Origin of the sequence: Streptomyces sp. MK37H (genome assembly GCF_018035285.1) — a bacterium.
GTDB classification, from domain to species: domain Bacteria; phylum Actinomycetota; class Actinomycetes; order Streptomycetales; family Streptomycetaceae; genus Streptomyces; species Streptomyces endocoffeicus.
The window spans coordinates 1-17,569 of the sequence record NZ_JAAAYH010000166.1; the positions used below are offsets into that span (position 1 = coordinate 1).

A 17,569-nucleotide genomic window follows, 5' to 3' on the forward strand; every position below is an offset into this window, starting at 1 on the left:
CCCGTCAGTCCTCCGGCGTCGCCCTGCCCGACCGGCGGCGGAACGCGTACGTGAGGGCCGAGGTCAGGGCCGCGACGCAGAGGCCGCACAGGAGGGTCGGGAGGGCGATCTCAGGGCGGACGTCCCACTCCCCTGCCGCGTCCATCCCGTACGCGGCGGCCACGCCCAGGATCACCAGCCCGGCCACCAGCTTGCCCGGCTCGAACGGATGGCGGGACCGGTCGGGGGACACGTGCCCCAGCGAGGGACCGCGCGAGTGATCGGACCGATGACCGAACCGATGCCCGGACCGATCGCCGAACCGATGACCGACCCGATCGCCGAACCGATGGTCGGCCCCATCGTCGAACCGATGACCGAACGAACGCCGCGTCATGAGCGCTTCACCTCCACCGCACCCAGCCCCATCTCCAGCTTCAGCGAGACCGTGCCCTCGGCCTTGCCGCCGCCCACCGGCTCCAGGGTGAGCTTGCGCTCCCGGCCCGGGCCGATGTCGACGTTGTGCTTGTCCCGCTTCTCGCCCGGCAGCCAGATGTCGCCGATCCCGACCTCGATGTCCAGCCTCACCCGGGCGTCGCGCGGCACCGTCACGGCGAGCTTGCCCGCGCCCATCTCCACCCGGCCGGCGATGGAGCTGCCCGCTTCCAGCGGCAGCCGGTCCAGCTTCAACTCGGCGACGCCGCCGCCCAGCTCATAGCCGTCGCGCAGCGACGCCACCGAGGTCGGGGCCCAAGTGCGCCGGGCCCAGTCGGGGGTGACGGCATCGGGGAGGGCGGCCGCGCCCGCCAGCAGCGCGCTCGTCAGCAGCGCGAGGAACACCGTGCCGCCACCGGCCCGCCCCCAGCGGGAGCTGATGACGAGGGCGAGCCCGAAGACGCCCAGCGCGCAGGCGAACCCGATCTCGAGGCTGGTGCCCAGCGGCTGCGAGGACCACCCCGCCCGCGCCCCCACCACGGCGGCGGCGACCGCCACCAGGAAGGCCCAGCCGCCGATCGACGCCCGGTCCGGCACCCGGCGCGCCCGCTCGGCCTTCGCCTCCCGCTTGTCGTACGGGCCGTCGTCCGGCCCCCACAGATAGCCGGTCCGCGCCCCGGCCCCGGCGCCGAGCGGCCCGGTCGTGCCGTCCTTGACGATCGGGTCGCGCCACCACGACGGGCCGGGGCCGCCGCGCGTGGGCGGCGCCTTGGTCTCGGGCGGCGCGTCGGCGACGGCCTGGGCCGTGGCCGCGTCCACCGCGCCCACGCTCTCCGCCTGCCGCCGGTGGTGCGACCAATAGCCCGCACCGGCCGCCGCGAGGGCGAGCATGAACGAGAAGTACATGACGCCGCCGTTGTTGAGCATCGACAGGAAGAGCCCACAGCCCACCAGCGCCACCAGCACCGCCGTCAGCCCGGGGCCCTCGACCCGGCCCGAGAGCAGCCTGCGCCCCTCGTTCTCGTCCTCGCCGTGGAACGGGATCAGCAGCCAGCAGAACCCGTACACGATCAGACCGAGACCGCCCGCGACGGCCAGCACCGACAGCACCACCCGGAAGATCACCGGGTCCAGATCGCAGTAGCGGCCGAGCCCTCCGCAGACCCCCGAGATCACCTTATGGTCACGACTGCGCCGAAGAGGCGTCTGTGACAGGCGGGAACCGGACGCGGCCCCGGCCTCGTCCGCCACGGTGGGTGCTTCGGTCATGCGTCCATGGTGACAACAGGGCCGTAGTCGCGACATCCGGCATGCCCCTAGGTCTTCCCTGAGATCTCCCCGGGGGTCACGGCGGCTATCGTGTCGCATCGAACGTGTGCGGGGAGGGGAAAGCGGTGTCGGACGAAGGCCACCTGATAGCCGGACGTTACCGCCTGGTCGAGAAGATCGGCCGTGGTGGCATGGGCACGGTGTGGCGCGCGGAGGACGAACTGCTGGGCCGCCAGGTCGCGGTCAAGGAGCTCTATGTCTCTCCGCACCTCGCCGAGGACGAACTGACGACCCTGCACGAACGCACCCGCCGCGAGGCGCGCAGCGCGGCCCGCATCACCCACCCCAACGTGGTCGTGGTCCACGACGTGGTGGACCACCACGGACTGCCGTGCATCGTCATGGAGTACGTGCCCTCCACGACCCTCGCCGACCTGCTGAAGGACGGGGGACGCGTCTCGCCCGACGAGGCCGCCCGCATCGGCCGCGGCATGATCGCCGCGCTGCGCGCCGCGCACGCGGCCGGGGTGCTGCACCGGGACGTCAAGCCCGGCAATGTGCTCCTCGGCCTCGAAGGCCGGGTCGTGCTCACGGACTTCGGCATCGCCATGGCCACCGGCACCTCGACGCTGACCAAGACCGGCGAGGTCGTCGGCTCCATCGACTACATCGCGCCCGAGCGGGTCAGGGGCCGCAAGCCCGGCCCCGCGTCGGACCTCTGGGCGCTGGGGGCGACGCTCTATCAGGCGGTCGAGGGGCGGCCGCCGTTCCGCAAGGCCACGGCGATCGAGACGGGTTACGCGATCGCCGTCGATCCGCTGGACCCGCCCAAACGGGCGGGCGCGCTGACCCCGTTGATCGAGAGCCTGCTGGCCAAGGAGCCGGAGCTGCGGCCCACGGCCGAGGAGACCGAACGGGCGCTGCGGCTCCCGGCCTCGGAGCCCGAGACGTCCTCGCTGCGGACCCCGCCGCTCGATACGACCACCACGAATCCGCCGCTCGACGCGACCATGAACCTGTCGACGCGGCGGGAGCCCGGCACGGACCGGACCACGGGCACGGACGCGCACTCCGCGCCGAACGCGCCCACGACACCGACCCCGTATCAACACACGACCCACACACCGAGTACTCCGCACAACGCGACGAGCACTCCGCACAACCCGCTGAACACTTCGCATACTCCGAGCACACCGCACGCATCGGACCCACGGCTTCCCTCGCACACCCCGGGCACCGGGAACACGCCCGGCGCGCAGCACACCCCGCCCACCGCCACGCCGTTCACCGCGTCGACGCCGTCCATGACCACCCAGACGCCGCCGCCCCCGCCCGCCCCCGCACCGGCGCGCAAGAGCCGTAAGGCGGTGTGGACCGCCGCGGCGACCTCCCTGGCGGTCGTGGCCGTGGCGGGCGGCATCTATGTGTTCGGCCTCGACCACGACAACGGCGGGGGGAACGGCGGGGGGTCCTCCGCCACGGGCAACCCGTCGGCCCCGGTGACCAAGCCGTACACCCCGCCGTCCGGCTACCACATCGTCAAGGAGAAGAAGTTCGGCTTCTCCCTCCCCATCCCCGACGGCTGGACCCGCCAGGAGCAGAACGACCCCGACGGCAACACGGTCGACCGCACCCAGGAGGTCCGCTACCTCGACCCCAACGGGCTGGCCGGTTTCAGGATCAACGTCCTGGACTTCGCCTCCGGCAACCAGGTCCAGCACTTCGAGGACCTCGAGGTCGCGTTCAAGGACAAGAAGGAGTACCCGATCTACGAGCGGTTGCGGCTGCAGGAGACGAAGTACCAGGGCATGCCCGCCGCGGTCTGGGAGTTCAAATTCCGCGGCGAGGTCCGGATGTTCCGCGCGATCGACCTCGGCTTCGGCAATGAGGGCGACAAGGAGTACGCGATCTACCTGAGCGCCCCGGACGCGGACTGGAGCACCTACCGGCCGATCTTCGACGAGGTCCGGGACGGCTTCCGCATCACCAAATGACGGGGCGAGGCCCGGGGGCACGCCCCGCGTGAAGAGGCGCGCCCCGCGAAGAGACGCGCCTCCCGCGAGAGCCGCGGGCTACGTGAAGAGCTGCGAGCCCTGCCGGCGGCGGCGCCGGGAGATGGCGACATCCAGGGAGAGATACGGCGCCCCGGCCAGCACCAGCGGCAGCCACGCCATCAGATAGGCCAGGTCGTTGCCGTAGTAGTACGGGTCCGACTGCCAGCTGACGGTGAGCCACAGGCTCAGCGAGATCAGCGCGCCGCCGAAGGCGGCCAGGCGGGAGAGGAGGCCCACCAGGATGCCGAGGCCGACGGCCAGTTCGCCGTAGGCCATCGCGTAGCCGAAGGCGGTGGGGTCCTTGAGGGCCTGGTCGACCAGCCATGGCACGGCCGAGCTGTCCCGCACCTGGCGCATCAGCTCGCCGATCGAGCCCGAGCCCGAGTCGGACAGGAAGGCCGAGTCGGTGAGCTTGTCGATACCGGCGTAGACGAAGGTGACGCCGAGGAAGATCCGCAGCGGCAGCAGCGCGTAACGGCCGGCGGTGGCCCTGATCCCCACCGGCTGCTGCTGCCCGCCTATGCCGCTCACGCCACCCACCCCGCCCATACCGTGCACGCTGCCGCCACCACTGCCCGCCGTGCCCGAACCGGCCATACGATCCGCGTGTCTCATGCCGCCCGCCTCTCCCGTCACGCCGCCGATTAGTTGCGTGTTCGACGAAACCATACGGAGCGGCCGACCGGAACGACTCAGTCCATGACATCGATGGGATAGCGGTTGGTCTCCGCCCCCGAGGCCGTCACGACCTGCACATCCACCCGGCCCGGCTCCACGTCCACCGGGACCGGCACGGTGAGCGCGGTGTCCGTGGGGCTGCTGAAGCCCCCGGCCACCGGGACCAGCGGGACATGGACGTGCACCGCGCCGATGCGGACCACCAGCTTGGCCAGCCGGTCCGGGTCCTGGGCGCCCGGCGGGACGAAGCCGCTGCCGCGGATCTCGATGTCGTCACCGGTGCGGATCGGGGCGTCGCGGTCGATGGCGCCCGCCTCGGGGAGGACCCGTACGACGGACAGCACGGTCGGGCGGCCGCCCTCCGCGTACTTCCCGGTCAGGTACATCACCACCGACACCGCCGCCAGCAGCGCCAGGCCCCACGGCACATCGGGCAGCCGCCACGGCTCGCGGGCGAGGCGGACCGCGGTGAAGACGAGGGCCACGGTGTGGACGACGATGTACTGCACATCGGCGAAGCTGCCGCGGCCCGCGTCGTCGGTCAGCAGATCGGCGGCGCGCGGGCGCGCGGCCCGCACCTTCTGGAGCCGCTGCGCCCGCACCCGGGCCGCCACGACGAGCCGTGCCAGCACCGCGGCCACACACGTCAACGCGGCGACCGTAAGGAGCCCGGCGGTGTGGCCGAGGGCGAGCCCATCGGTCAGCCGCTGCCGGTCGCCGGGGGCCACGGCCAGCTCGACGCCGAGCACCAGCACCGCGAAGACCGCGATCAGCAGCCAGGCGGCGGCGACGGTACGGGAGGTCGAGAGGCGGTTGTCCTCGCCGACGAGCGGGGCGAGCGGGCCGCCGTCCGCGCGGTGCAGCCGGGCGGTGAGGGTCAGCAGCGCGGCGGTGATCACGGCGGCGGTGAGCCCGGCCGTCCGCGCGACCGACCAGCCCGCGCCGATCGCCGTGGCCAACTGGCCGATCAGCAGCGCTCCGGCCGCGCCCCACACCACGAAAACCGTGCGCAGCCACACCCGGTGGCGCCAGGCCGAGGTCTCGGCGCGGCCGCTGTCGGCCACCGAGCGGGCCGCGTGGGCCAGCTCGTCCGAGACCCACTGCCGGGACGCCCCGGCCGAGTGGGCGAGAGCCTTGGGAAGGCCCTCTCCGGCCGCGAAACGCTCCCGCAGGGCCACGAACGTGGCCACGGCCCTCCGGTGGCCCTCACGGGCCCCCTGAGGGCATTCACAGCCCTTGTGGCCGTGCGGGTGCCCATGCGGGTGCTGTCCTTCTGCCGTCGTGGCGTTCTCCGCCTGCTCCACCGCCACGCGGGTCGCTCCGTCGTTCACTCGTTCCGTACGGGACCGTGGGTTCGCACGGCACCGCCCAACTGTCATGTGTTGAGAGGGGATTGTGCCGCACCGCGGAGGGTGTCAGCTCAGCAGGTCCGGCTCATCGCGGGTGATCTGCAGATACAGAGGTTGATAGTTGATCCACGCCACAAGATCGTTTCCGAGCTGCTCACGCGTCCGCATCGCGTCGGCGTAGTCGATGGGCACCGGCTTGCCCGACGCCTTGGCGGTCAGCTGAACCTGGGCGGCCCGCTCCATCGTGATGAACCACCACGCGGCCGCGTCGACCGAGTCCCCGACCGTCAGCAGACCGCGATTGCGCAGGATGAGGGCCTTGTGGCCGCCGAGCGCGGCGGCGATCGCGCGCCCCTCCTCCTCGTCCACGACGACCCCCGTGGTGCCCCCGTAGACCGCGTGGTCCTCGAAGAAGGCGCAGACCTCCTGGGTGATCGGCTCCAGCGGCTCACCGAGCGCGGCCAGCGCGCGGCCGTGCACCGAGCGGCTGTGCGCGACGGCCACGACGTCCGGCCGCGCCTGATGCACGGAAGAGTGAACGACGAAGGCCGCCTGGTTGACGTGGGCCCGCCCCTCGACCACCTGGCCCGCCTGATTGACGAGGAGCAGATCGCTCACGGTGATGTGGCCGAAGGGCGTGCCGAACGGATTCACCCAGTAGCAGTCGGTGAACTCCGGGTCCCGCACGGTGATGTGGCCCGCGACCCCCTCCTCGTACCCGAACCGCCCGAACAGGCGCAGCGCCGCCGCCAGCCGCTCCTTGCGATAGCGGCGCTCGTCGTGGTGGGAGGTGTGCTGCGGGGGCATGGTGAACCGCAGCTGGTCGGTCGGTATCGGGGTGGGGGTCTGCGGCTGGTTCGTCATCGGCAGCTCCGCTCCTCAGGTGTGCTGGAGCGGAAGCTACCTCTGGGTATCGCAGGAGGCCAGAGTCAGGGCCCGCTACAGGTGGTCGATCTCGGTGAGGTCGATGTCGATGGTGAAGGGCACCGAGAGCTTGAGCTGGTTGTGGTGGAGTCCGGTGGACCGGTAGACGCGCTTTTCTTCGTCAAGCTCGAAGACATGGACCACGGGGCGTGCGTCCGTGTTGGTCATCTCGACGCGCCAGAAGTGCGGGATACCCGCGTTGGCGTACTTGTGCGGCTTGGTGTCGTGGTCCCGGGCCTCGGACTCGGGAGAGACCACCTCGACGGCCAGGATCACATCGCCGACCTCGAAATAGGTCTGTTCACGGCTCCGCACGGCTTCGGCACGCACGACCGCGATGTCCGGTTCCGGGCCGTTGCGCTTGTCGATCACCACAGTCATCTCGCGTGCGATTCGCAGGTCAGGCCGCACAGTCTGACGCAGCCCGCTCACCAGCAGATCAATCACGACGCTGTGGAAGTAGCGCTGCGGACTCACGAAAACCAGACTCCCGTCGATCAATTCGGTATGCGGCGGGAGATCGGGCAGCGTCAGCAAATCGTCCACGGTGTAGCCATCCAGCGGCGGCATCGGCCACGAGGTGGTGTGCGGCGGCTCAGCGGTCATGGTTTCTCCCATGGACGGGATTCTTGGCCGTAGGGCCAGCGTACCCAGCCCGAACGCCGACGCCGCCACCCAAACGAATGAGCGACGGCGTAGGCGTTTGACGATCAGATGACCATCCGACCCGGAGGGAGCGCGGCGGTCACTCCCACTCGATGGTGCCGGGCGGCTTGCTGGTGATGTCCAGCACCACCCGGTTGATCTGGTCCACCTCGTTGGTGATGCGGGTGGAGATCCGCGACAGCACGTCGTACGGCAGCCGCGACCAGTCCGCCGTCATCGCGTCCTCCGAGGAGACCGGGCGCAGCACGATCGGGTGGCCGTAGGTGCGGCCGTCGCCCTGGACGCCGACCGAGCGGACGTCGGCGAGCAGGACCACCGGGCACTGCCAGATGTCGCGGTCCAGACCGGCGGCGGTCAGCTCCTCGCGGGCGATGGCGTCGGCCTCGCGCAGCAGGTCCAGGCGCTCCTTGGTGACCTCGCCGACGATACGGATGCCCAGGCCGGGGCCCGGGAAGGGCTGCCGGTGGACGATCTCGTCCGGCAGGCCGAGCTCCTGGCCGACCATCCGCACCTCGTCCTTGAACAGCCGGCGCAGCGGCTCGACCAGCTGGAACTCGATGTCGTCGGGCAGCCCGCCCACATTGTGGTGGGACTTGATGTTGGCCGTGCCGGTGCCGCCGCCGGACTCCACGACATCGGGGTAGAGGGTGCCCTGGACCAGGAACTCCACGTCCTCACCGGCCGCGCCCGCCTCGGCCACCAGCTCGGCCTGCGCCTGCTCGAAGACCCGGATGAACTCCCGGCCGATGATCTTCCTCTTCTCCTCGGGGTCGGACACCCCGGCGAGCGCGGTAAGGAAGCGCTCCTCGGCCTCGACGACCTTCAGCTGCACGCCGGTGGCCGCCACGAAGTCCTTCTCGACCTGCTCGGACTCGCCCTTGCGCATCAGCCCGTGGTCCACGTAGACGCAGGTCAGCTGGTCGCCGATGGCCTTCTGGACGAGGGCGGCGGCCACGGCGGAGTCCACACCGCCGGACAGCCCGCAGATCGCGCGCTTGGTGCCGACCTGCTCCCGGATCGCGGCCACGGACTCCTCGACCACATTGCTGGTGGTCCAGGTGGGCTCCAGGCCGGCGCCCCGGTAGAGGAAGTGCTCCAGCACCTGCTGGCCGTGGGTGGAGTGCATCACCTCGGGGTGGTGCTGCACGCCGTACAGCCTGCGCTCATCGCATTCGAAGGCCGCGACCGGCACCACATCGGTGGACGCGGTGACGGTGAAGCCCTCGGGGGCCTCGGAGCAGGCGTCGCCGTGCGACATCCACACCTGCTGCTCCTCGGGGGTGCCCGCGAAGAGCGTCGAGCCCTGCTTGGTGACGGTGAGCGCCGTACGGCCGTACTCCCGCGCCCCGGTGTTGTCCACCGTGCCGCCGAGCGCCGTGGCCATCAGCTGGAAGCCGTAGCACATGCCGAAGACCGGGACCCCCGCCTCGAAGATCGCGCGGTCGAGCGTGGGCGCGCCCTCGGCGTAGACCGACGAGGGGCCGCCGGAGAGGATGATCGCCTTGGGGTTCTTGGCGAGCATCTCGGCCACCGGCATGGTGGACGGAACGATCTCGCTGTAGACCCGGGCCTCACGGACCCTGCGGGCGATGAGCTGGGCGTACTGCGCGCCGAAGTCGACGACCAGGACGGTGTCGGGGGCGGCAGCAGGGGACGCTGATGGCACTTCGGCGGCCTTCCGGCGGTGGTGGCGTGCGGTGGAACAGGCTGCGGCGGGGCCACGGCTTCGGGGCGGGACCGCAGGTTTGGACTTTCGATTCTAACGGGCCCATAATCGACGCCATGTCCACGCGCATGACCTTCGTCTTTACCTATGGCACCGGCCCGTCCGGCTGCCATGGTCGTGCTGCGTAAACACTGACAGCGACTTCCCAGGCGCCCCGGGCCGGCAAAGGCCCGGGGCGCTCTGTCGTTTCTTCCGGGTCTTGGCCGGACTCCGGGGCTCCGCGACACGGACCAGGAGATACGGACATGAGCAGCAGCGTTTCGGCCACAGAGGCCGCCCATGTGATCGGCACCGCGCGGGAGCGGATCGACGCCCTCGACGGGCAGATCCTCGATCTCGTCCGGGAGCGGATGGCCGTCTCGGCCACCGTCCAGGAGGCACGGATCGCGGCGGGCGGGCGACGGGTGCACCTCTCTCGCGAGATGGAGATCCTCGACCGCTACCGGCAGCGGCTGGGCAAGCCCGGTACGACGCTCGCCATGACGCTTCTGGAGCTGTGCCGGGGCCGGGTCTGATCCCTCCGCCCTCGCGGCCACGACAGCCGACGCGGACAGCGGACACGGACAGGCGAAGGGCCCCGGGAGCGCCCGAGCGGGGCGGGCGCCCCCGGGGCCCTAGGCGGTCAGCACCGGCGTCAGGGCAGCGCCGGTGCTGAGAGGCGGCGCCGGGGGGTGCGCCGCTGGATTTCGGGGGCCCGTATGCCAGGGGTGTCTGGACGGCGTACGCCCGCGTGGTCGGACCAATGTCGGGGTGTGACCGGGGGCGTTTTCCCTCTCAGCATCGTGGTGGATGCGGAGCGCCGGGCGCAACCGTTTCGACCGGATACGGTCGGCCCCAGGCGTCCCCGGGGCCGACCGCCCTTAGGTGGTGACCGGGCTGCTGTCCCCTGCCGACCGGTCACCTCGCCGAAGCGAGGTCCCACGACGGGCCGCCTGAATCACCACAGGGGCCGCGTCTCATCGCTGCGGCGGATCTGAGCCACGCGTGGATTTTCCGGGCCGCTCCTGGCTGGCGCGGCACCGGGCACAACGAGCCCGCGCGCGGGCCGGTCACGCGCCGTACGGGTGATGACGTGCGAGGCCGGGCGCCCGTCGCGGATTCTGTGACCATTCTGTGAGCAACCGTGAAGGCAACCTTTCGGCCATTCGCCTGGTCATGTACGTGCAAACGCACGGCCATCCCGCGCCCCACCGCGACGGCCTTCCACACGCGTATCGCCCACCACGGCGATGCGTACGGACCCAGAGAGGTCTTCATGAAGCTTCGCCGCGCCCTGGCGGCTGCCGCAGCGACGGCCGCCATAGCCCCCGCCGCGCTTCTCGCGGCCCCCGCTGCCTTCGCGGAGACGCCGCCGAGCGAGAGCCCGTCGCCGTCCGCCTCCGAGACCGTGACGCAGTCGCCGTCGGACCCGGCGCCGTCGGAGACCCCGACCGACAAGGCCACGCCGACCACCCCGGCGCCGTCCAAGAGCGCCACCCAGGCTCCGACCCCCGGCGACCCCTCCGGCACTCCCTCGTCCACCCCGACCGAGACCGCCACCCCGACCCCGACCCCGACTTCGACCGAGGAGCCGGGCGACGGCGAGTGCGCGGACGACGGGGACTACAACGAGGACCCGGAGCTCAGCACGACCCTGGTCGGCCTGCCGTCGAAGGTCGTGGCGGGCAGCGGTTTCCACGGCTTCAAGTTCCAGGTGAAGAACGAGTCGGACCACAGCTACCAGCGGGTCGACTTCGGGCTCTTCGCGGGCACCGTGCACGAGTCCGCCCCGGACGGTACGGGCAAGTACCTGACCCTGCAGTACAAGGACCCCGAGTCCGGCGCCTGGAAGGCGATCTCCACCGACGAGAGCGACCCGGGCTCCGGCTACATCGGCTACACCGATGTGCGCCCCCACGAGACCCTTACGGTCGACCTCCGGCTGAGCGTCGCCAAGAGCGCGCCCGAGGGCTTCGGCTACGCCATCAGCGTCGGCGTGTACGCGGACGACGAGGGCAACTGCGTCTACTCGACCGGTGAGTACTACGAGTTCGACGTGCTGAAGGCGGGTTCGAAGCCGGGCCATGTGCCCCCGGCCGACCCGAAGCCGCAGGGTGGCAAGAAGCCGCTGCCGCACAAGCCGGAGGGCGACACGGAGATCAGCCCGAAGGGCAGCCTGGCCGAGACGGGTTCCTCCTCCGCGCTGCCGATGATCGCCGTGATCGGCGGTGTGGCGATGGCCGCGGGCGGAGGCGCGGTCTTCGTGGTCCGTCGCCGTCGCGCCACGGTCTGACGGTCCTCGCGACGGTTCTGAGGGGCGCCGTACGGGCTGGTCTCCGGCCCGTACGGCGCCCCGGCGCTCAGGCGCCCAGCGCTCAGCTGCCCGGCGCTCAGGCGCGCGGCGGGACCTTCGGCACCGGCAGCAGCGGGAGCCTCAACGCCCCGAAGGCGTCCGCCGGTACGGCGGGGCTGCGCGGCGGGACGGGCCGCAGGCGCTCGTACGGCGCCTCCGGGGCCGGGCGCGGGTCGGACTCGCCCTTGTTGGGCCACAGGGACATCGCCCGCTCGGCCTGGGCCGTGATGGTCAGGGACGGGTTGACGCCCAGATTGGCCGAGACGGCGGCGCCGTCGACCACATGGATGCCCGGATGGCCGTAGAGCCGGTGGTACGGGTCGATGACGCCTTCCTCCGGGGACGCCCCGATCGGGCAGCCACCGAGGAAGTGGGCGGTCAGCGGGGTGCCCATGAGCTCGCCGACGTTGCTGCCCGCGAAGCCGTTGATCGAGTCGGCGATGTGGCGGGCGGCCTCGGCGCCTTCGGGGATGTGGTCGGGGTTGGGCTCGCCATGGCCCTGGCGGGCGGTGAGCAGCCCCTTCCCCGGCCCCTTCGGCTTGCGGTAGGTGGTCAGCGAGTTGTCGTGCGTCTGCATGACCAGGCCGATGATGGTCCGCTCCGACCAGCGGCGGTTGGACAGCGAGCGCACGGCCAGGGTGGGATGCCGGAGGTTGGCGCCAAGGAAGCGCAGCCAGCGCGGAACACGTCCGCCGTGAGGGATCTGCAGAATGGAGAGCATCCCCATCGCGTTGGAGCCCTTGCCGTAGCGGACGGGCTCGATATGGGTGTTCTCGTCCGGGTGGATGGACGAGGTGATCGCGACACCCCGGGTGAAGTCCGCCCGCCCCTCCCCGCCCCGCGCGCGGCGGTAGCGGCGGTCGGTGGTCTGCGCGCCCACCAGGGCCTCGGAGTTGGTGCGGGTGAGGATGCCGAGCCGCTCCGAGACGCGCGGCAGCAGCCCCTTGTCCCGCATCGTGTGCAGCAGCGTCTGGGTGCCGTACGTACCGGCGGCGAGGACGACGTACCGGGAGCGCAGCGCCTTCGGCTTGCCCTTACGGCGGTTGTCGGTCGGGACGGTGGTGACCGTATAGCCGCCATGCGGGTCGTCGCACAGGGCGACGACGGTCGTCATCGGGTGGACCACGGCTCCGGCCCGCTCGGCGAGGTGGAGATAGTTCTCATTGAGGGTGTTCTTGGCGCCGTGGCGGCAGCCGGTCATGCACTCACCGCACTCCGTGCACGCCTTACGGGACGGGCCCGCGCCGCCGAAGTACGGATCGGGAACGGCCCCGCCCGGCGCGGCCTTGGTGGTGCCGTCGGCGTCGTGGCCGTCCCCGAAGAAGACGCCCACGGGCGCCATATGGAAGGTGTCGCCCACGCCCATCTTCTCGGCGGCCGCCTTGAGGTGGACGTCGGACGGGGTGAGGGTGTGGTTGAGGCGCGCCCCGAGCATCCGCCGCGCCTGGTCGTAGTACGGGCTCAGCTCCTCCTGCCAGTCGGTGATGTGCCCCCACTGGCGGTCCCGGAAGAACGGCTCGGGCGGTACGTAGAGGGTGTTGGCGTAGTTGAGCGAGCCGCCCCCGACCCCGGCGCCCGCCAGCACCATGACCTTGCCCAGCACATGGATGCGCTGGATGCCGAAGCAGCCGAGGGCCGGGGCCCAGAGGTAGTTGCGGAGGTCCCAGGAGCTCTTGGGCAGGGTTTCGGGGGTGAACCGGCGGCCCGCCTCGAGGACGCCGACCCGATAGCCCTTCTCGGTCAGGCGCAGGGCCGATACCGATCCGCCGAAGCCCGAGCCGATCACGATCACGTCGTAGTCGAAGTCACCATCGTCGGCATGGGCGTTGAGATCGCCTGCGAAGTCCTCTTCGTGGCCGGGCTCTTGTGCCCGCTTTTGGGCAGACTTCTCCCCTGACACTGGTACCTCCATTGAAATGTGCTGGTCAGCGCAGGCGCAGTGCCTTGAGCGCACGCAGGCTGCGGGTCATGAAGTCCGCGTATTTCTCGTCCGTCATCCCGAAGGCCGGGCCGAGCGGCATCAGCCGCTGCTGGGCGACCGTCTGCGGTTCGGTGAACCTGAGGATGCCCTCGGAGCCATGGCGGCGGCCGAGTCCGGAGTCGCCCATGCCGCCCATGGGAGACGCGACGCTGCCGAAGGCGGCGGCGTAGCTCTCGTTGAGGTTGACCGTGCCCGCGCGGAGCCGGGTGGCGATCGCGCGGCCGCGCCGGGCGTCCTTGGTCCAGACGCTGGCGTTCAGACCGTAGGACGTCGCGTTGGCGCGCTCGATGGCCTCGCCCTCGTCGCGGAAGCGGTAGACGGAGACGACCGGGCCGAAGGTCTCCTCGGTGCAGACGGCCATCGGGGACTCCACGCCGTCCAGGATGGTCGGCTCGTAGAAGTACGGGCCGATGTCGGGGCGGGCGCGGCCGCCGGCGAGCACCGTGGCGCCCTTGGAGACGGCCTCGTCCACATGGCGGGTGACGGTCTCCAGTTGGCGCTCCGAGACGAGCGAGCCCATCTCCGCCCCGTACGCCAGGGCGGTGCCGAGCCGCATGGCCTTCGTACGGGCCGCGAAGCGCTCCAGGAAGTCGTCCGCGATCGACTCGTGGACATACAGCCGCTCCATGGAGATGCACAGCTGCCCGGCGGAGGCGAAGCTGCCGCGCACCGCGCCGTCGACCGCGCGGGCGAGGTCGGCGTCGCGCAGCACCAGCATGGCGTTCTTACCGCCGAGTTCGAGGGAGCAGCCCACCAGTCGGGCGGCGGCGGCCTGGGCCACCTCGCGGCCGGTGCGGGTGGAGCCGGTGAACGCGACATAGTCGGCGCGCTCGACCACGGCGGGGCCGACCACCGGGCCGTCCCCGATCACGACCTGCCACACCCCGGCCGGAAGTCCGGCCTCCACCATGAGCTCGCGCGCCCACAGGGCGGACAGCGCGGTCTCGGTGTCGGGCTTCATCACCACGGCGTTGCCCGCCACGAAGGCGGGGATCGCATCGCCCACGGAGAGCTGGAGGGGGTAGTTCCAGGGCGCTATGAGGCCCACGACCCCGCGTGGCTGGCGCAGTTCGGTGACCTTGGTGAGGGTGGGCACCGCGCCCAGATGCCCCTTGGGGCGCAGATACGCGGGCGCCTTACGGCCGTAATGGCGGGCCACGATGGCGACACCCTGGATCTCCTCCTGGGCGTGCAGCCGGGTCTTGCCGGTCTCCAGCTGGATCAGATCCAGGATCTCCGGCTGGCGGCGCAGCAGCAGATCGTGGAAGCGGAGGAGGACGGCGGCGCGCCGGCGGACGGGCGTCGCGGCCCAGGCCCGCTGGGCGGCGCGGGCGTTCTCAAAGGCGGTGGCGACGTCCTCGGGGGTGGACTCGGGCAGGGCGGCGGCGAGGACTTCCCCGGTGAACGGGGTGTGGCTGACGGTGGTGCCGCTGCCGCCGACACCCCGGGTGAGCCGGGTGATCAGCTCGGGAGTGACGACGTCGGCGGCGGTGCGGGTGCCTTCGGGGGCGACCGGGTTGCCGGCGCCGCCCTGCGTGATGTGCGAGTCCGTCATGGGGGCGAGAGTAGGCCCGCCCGGCGGCTTTGGGTACCCGGCGGTAACAACTTTCGCCCCGCGGCCCCGGCGGACCCGCCCAACTCCCTCAGAGCTTGTCGATCTTCAGATTCCGCACGATCCGCTCGTAGAGCTCCTCGCCGTCCCTCTGGGCGTCGCCGTTGGCGGGCATGGAGACCGTCAGATCCCAGGCGACCTTGGACTTGTTGACGTAGAGGTGATCGCGCTTCACATACCGGATGGGGTTCTTGTTGCTGCTGGTGCCGTACGGCAGATAGGAGGTGGTGACGTCCCGCGCCTCCTTCCCCTGCTGCTTCGACCCGGCCTTCTCGCTCTTGGCCTCCTCGACCGTCGCCCCGCCGCCGTCCTTGTAGAAGGCCACGATCTGGTCCGCCGCCGCGTCGAGGTTCGCGGGGTCGTTCTCGCCGTCGGGGGTGGAACGCCGCAGGGAGACGCTGAAGACACCGCTGGGGTCGTAGTACGTGACCACGGGGTTGTCCGAGTCGCTGTCGTCCTGGACCCGCCGGTACTCGCCCGGCACGGCCAGGGACGCGCCCACGACATCGCGCTCTTCCCGGACCGTCCAGCCCGGCGGCAGCCCCTCACCGGAGAACGGCTTCATGATCGTGAGCGCCAGGGCGGCCGCCACCACCAGCACCAGACCGCCCAGTCCGAGTTGCGCCTTACGGTTCTTGTGCAGGATCGGCGGCACGAAGCGGCTGCCGGTGGACTGCCCGCCGCCCGGCGGGTATCCGGCCGTGGCGAGCATGGTGGGCACCGACTGCGGCTCCCGCGCCGCCGCCTCCAGGGCCTGCCGCACCTCGGGCGCCGCCGGGCGCATCGCCGGGTCCTTGCGCAGCAGTTGCATGATCAGCGTGGCGAGCGGGCCGGTGGCCCGCGCGGGGACCTGCGGTTCGGAGCCGAGCACGGCCTGGAGGGTCGCGGGGGCGTGGGAGCGGCGGAACGGCGACATGCCCTCGACGGCCGCGTACAGCACGACGCCGAGCGACCACAGGTCGGACTCCGGCCCCGGCCGCTGGCCCAGCACCCGCTCGGGCGCGATGAACTCGGGCGAGCCGACGAAACCGCCCGTCTCGGTGAGCCGCTGCTCGCCCTCGATCTGCGCGATGCCGAAGTCGGTGAGCACCACCCGGTCGCTCCGGCCGAGCAGCACATTGTCCGGCTTCACATCGCGGTGCAGCACGCCCGCCTCATGGGCCGCCGCCAGCGCGCCGAGCACGGCGAGGCCGATCCGGGCCGCCTCGCGCGGATCCAGCGTGCCCTCCATCAGCCGGTCGCCCAGCGACTGGCCGCGCACCAGCTCCATCACGATCCAGGGGCGGCCGTTCTCGACCACCACGTCGTGGACGGTGACGACGGAGGGGTGGTCGATCCGCGCCGCGGCGCGCGCCTCGCGCTCCATCCGCTGATAGACGGTCTGCCGCTCGCGCTCGGGGAGATGGTCGGGGACGCGCGGCTCCTTGACCGCGACATCGCGGTCCACGATCTGGTCGTGCGCCCGCCAGACGGTGCCCATACCACCGTGGCCGAGGCGGGAGACGAGCTGATAGCGGCCGCCGACGAGCCGCCCGCTGCTCGGGTCCTGCGCGGTGGGCCGGTCTCCGGCAGGCCGCTGTCCGGCGGGCGGCTGGGCGCCGCCGCGCGGATCGGCGAACCGCGTCGGCTCGTACGCGCCCCGCGACGGCCCCGCCGCCCCGGCCTCCTGGCCCGGCTGCTGGGAGCCCTGGGACCGCTGGGACCCCCGGGGCGCCTCACGCGCTTCGGGCGCCTCGGGCGGCGGCTGCGGCGCCGGCACCGGGGCGGCCGGAGCGTGCGGTGGCCGCAGGCTGTAGCTGGTGGGCTCGTTCGCCCGTCCCCCGTCGTTCGTCATGCGCCCATCATTACCCAGTCGGCGGCACCGCTGTGGAGACGCCGTGGGCGCTCGTGACAAAGCCGTTGCGACGTCGCTCAGTTCTCCGCGCCGGTGCGCGAGAACGTGGCGGCGGCGGTGTCGAAATGCCGCTTGCCCAGGGATTTCTCACCCACGGGGGCGGATAGCCACAGGTCGTACATTTTGCCGTTTTCGTTCCAGCTCAGGTCGTATGTCTGCCGTGAGCCGCCGTCGTCGGCGGACCCGTTCCAGATGAACGCCCACAGGGCGGCGGGGCGGCCGTTGTGCTCGGTCTCGATGACCTGGCCGCTGCGGTAGCCCGGATAGTCCTGCGGGCCCTTGGCGTCCGCCTTACGGCTGAGCCCGAGCGGGCCCTCGGGGCTCTGCTCCTGGACGTGGATGCCGATCCGGAACTCCATACCGGGCGAGTTGTAGTACACCCGGGGCGCCTTGTACTCGCGGGCGAACCCCTCGGGCACGGCGAGCGAGAAGCCGACCGGGTCCTTGACCAGCTCATAGCCGTCGGGGATCCGGTCCGTCGGGCTCGCCGTGGGCTCGGAGTCCTTCACGGGTCGCTGCGGCGCCTTCTCGGGGGCGCTCGGGCTCCGCGAACTCTCCTTGTCGGCGCTCTGGCTCGTACGCCCGCCCAGCGCCGCGTCGCCGTCACCGCCCCCGTTGTCCAGCAGCGCCACGACGCCCGCGGCCACGCCGGCGAGCGCGACCACCGCGG

General features: G+C 71.6%; 13 protein-coding genes and 1 pseudogene. 3 read left to right on the forward strand and 11 right to left on the reverse strand.

What is annotated here, in order from left to right:
- Positions 1-4: 4 nt before the first annotated feature.
- The gene (locus GWI24_RS22780; RefSeq protein WP_210947774.1) at positions 5-232 is read right to left on the reverse strand and encodes a hypothetical protein; all 228 of its coding nucleotides are present in this window, start codon (positions 230-232) and stop codon (positions 5-7) included.
- A 140-nt stretch (positions 233-372) separates the two neighbouring features.
- Complete coding sequence (locus GWI24_RS22785; protein ID WP_247616749.1) at positions 373-1,683, reverse strand: PspC domain-containing protein; 1,311 nt, start codon at positions 1,681-1,683, stop codon at positions 373-375.
- A 125-nt stretch (positions 1,684-1,808) separates the two neighbouring features.
- Here GWI24_RS22785 and GWI24_RS22790 point away from each other — a divergent pair, with 125 nt between their 5' ends.
- Positions 1,809-3,677: a serine/threonine-protein kinase gene (locus tag GWI24_RS22790; protein WP_210947776.1), complete on the forward strand. Its 1,869-nt coding sequence runs from the start codon at positions 1,809-1,811 to the stop codon at positions 3,675-3,677.
- 78 nt (positions 3,678-3,755) lie between these two features.
- Here the strand turns inward: GWI24_RS22790 and GWI24_RS22795 are convergent, their stop codons facing one another.
- From GWI24_RS22795 to guaA, 5 genes are all read right to left on the reverse strand, one after another.
- Complete coding sequence (locus tag GWI24_RS22795) at positions 3,756-4,286, reverse strand: DoxX family protein (RefSeq protein ID WP_210947783.1); 531 nt, start codon at positions 4,284-4,286, stop codon at positions 3,756-3,758.
- A 143-nt stretch (positions 4,287-4,429) separates the two neighbouring features.
- Complete coding sequence (locus GWI24_RS22800; RefSeq protein WP_210947777.1) at positions 4,430-5,725, reverse strand: hypothetical protein; 1,296 nt, start codon at positions 5,723-5,725, stop codon at positions 4,430-4,432.
- A gap of 105 nt (positions 5,726-5,830) precedes the next feature.
- On the reverse strand, positions 5,831-6,628 hold the full coding sequence (locus GWI24_RS22805; RefSeq protein WP_210947778.1) for a class II aldolase/adducin family protein: 798 nt from the start codon (positions 6,626-6,628) through the stop codon (positions 5,831-5,833).
- 75 nt (positions 6,629-6,703) lie between these two features.
- On the reverse strand, positions 6,704-7,294 hold the full coding sequence (locus GWI24_RS22810; RefSeq protein WP_161563573.1) for a Uma2 family endonuclease: 591 nt from the start codon (positions 7,292-7,294) through the stop codon (positions 6,704-6,706).
- A gap of 139 nt (positions 7,295-7,433) precedes the next feature.
- Entirely contained in the window at positions 7,434-9,020 is a 1,587-nt protein-coding gene (gene guaA, locus GWI24_RS22815) for a glutamine-hydrolyzing GMP synthase (protein WP_210947779.1), read from the reverse strand.
- Between the two features lie 305 nt (positions 9,021-9,325).
- On the opposite strand from guaA, the gene GWI24_RS22820 reads away from it, so the two are divergent.
- Together GWI24_RS22820 and GWI24_RS22825 are read left to right on the forward strand one after the other, a co-directional pair.
- Positions 9,326-9,595 (forward strand): chorismate mutase, encoded by a 270-nt coding sequence (locus GWI24_RS22820; RefSeq protein ID WP_020870573.1) that lies wholly within the window; start codon positions 9,326-9,328, stop codon positions 9,593-9,595.
- Positions 9,596-10,335: 740 nt separating this feature from the next.
- Positions 10,336-11,352: an LAETG motif-containing sortase-dependent surface protein gene (locus GWI24_RS22825; protein WP_210947780.1), complete on the forward strand. Its 1,017-nt coding sequence runs from the start codon at positions 10,336-10,338 to the stop codon at positions 11,350-11,352.
- Positions 11,353-11,449: 97 nt separating this feature from the next.
- On the opposite strand, the gene GWI24_RS22830 is transcribed toward GWI24_RS22825, so the two are convergent.
- The 4 genes and pseudogenes from GWI24_RS22830 to GWI24_RS22845 all read right to left on the reverse strand — a co-directional run.
- Complete coding sequence (locus GWI24_RS22830; protein ID WP_374103330.1) at positions 11,450-13,312, reverse strand: GMC oxidoreductase; 1,863 nt, start codon at positions 13,310-13,312, stop codon at positions 11,450-11,452.
- 25 nt (positions 13,313-13,337) lie between these two features.
- On the reverse strand, positions 13,338-14,948 hold the full coding sequence (locus tag GWI24_RS22835) for a succinic semialdehyde dehydrogenase (RefSeq protein WP_210947781.1): 1,611 nt from the start codon (positions 14,946-14,948) through the stop codon (positions 13,338-13,340).
- Between the two features lie 88 nt (positions 14,949-15,036).
- Entirely contained in the window at positions 15,037-16,839 is a 1,803-nt protein-coding gene (locus tag GWI24_RS22840) for a serine/threonine-protein kinase (RefSeq protein ID WP_210947782.1), read from the reverse strand.
- Between the two features lie 77 nt (positions 16,840-16,916).
- A pseudogene (locus GWI24_RS22845) lies at positions 16,917-17,569 on the reverse strand (serine/threonine protein kinase); the annotation flags it as partial.

What these genes read in the sequence shown, in the direction of transcription:
- GWI24_RS22785 (WP_247616749.1), bottom strand. Translation starts at nt 1,683, where the DNA reads ATGACCGAAGCACCCACCGTGGCGGACGAGGCCGGGGCCGCGTCCGGT.
- GWI24_RS22795 (WP_210947783.1), bottom strand. Translation starts at nt 4,286, where the DNA reads ATGGGCGGGGTGGGTGGCGTGAGCGGCATAGGCGGGCAGCAGCAGCCG.
- GWI24_RS22805 (WP_210947778.1), bottom strand. Translation starts at nt 6,628, where the DNA reads ATGACGAACCAGCCGCAGACCCCCACCCCGATACCGACCGACCAGCTG.
- GWI24_RS22810 (WP_161563573.1), bottom strand. Translation starts at nt 7,294, where the DNA reads ATGACCGCTGAGCCGCCGCACACCACCTCGTGGCCGATGCCGCCGCTG.
- GWI24_RS22820 (WP_020870573.1), top strand. Translation starts at nt 9,326, where the DNA reads ATGAGCAGCAGCGTTTCGGCCACAGAGGCCGCCCATGTGATCGGCACC.
- GWI24_RS22825 (WP_210947780.1), top strand. Translation starts at nt 10,336, where the DNA reads ATGAAGCTTCGCCGCGCCCTGGCGGCTGCCGCAGCGACGGCCGCCATA.
- GWI24_RS22835 (WP_210947781.1), bottom strand. Translation starts at nt 14,948, where the DNA reads ATGACGGACTCGCACATCACGCAGGGCGGCGCCGGCAACCCGGTCGCC.
- GWI24_RS22840 (WP_210947782.1), bottom strand. Translation starts at nt 16,839, where the DNA reads ATGACGAACGACGGGGGACGGGCGAACGAGCCCACCAGCTACAGCCTG.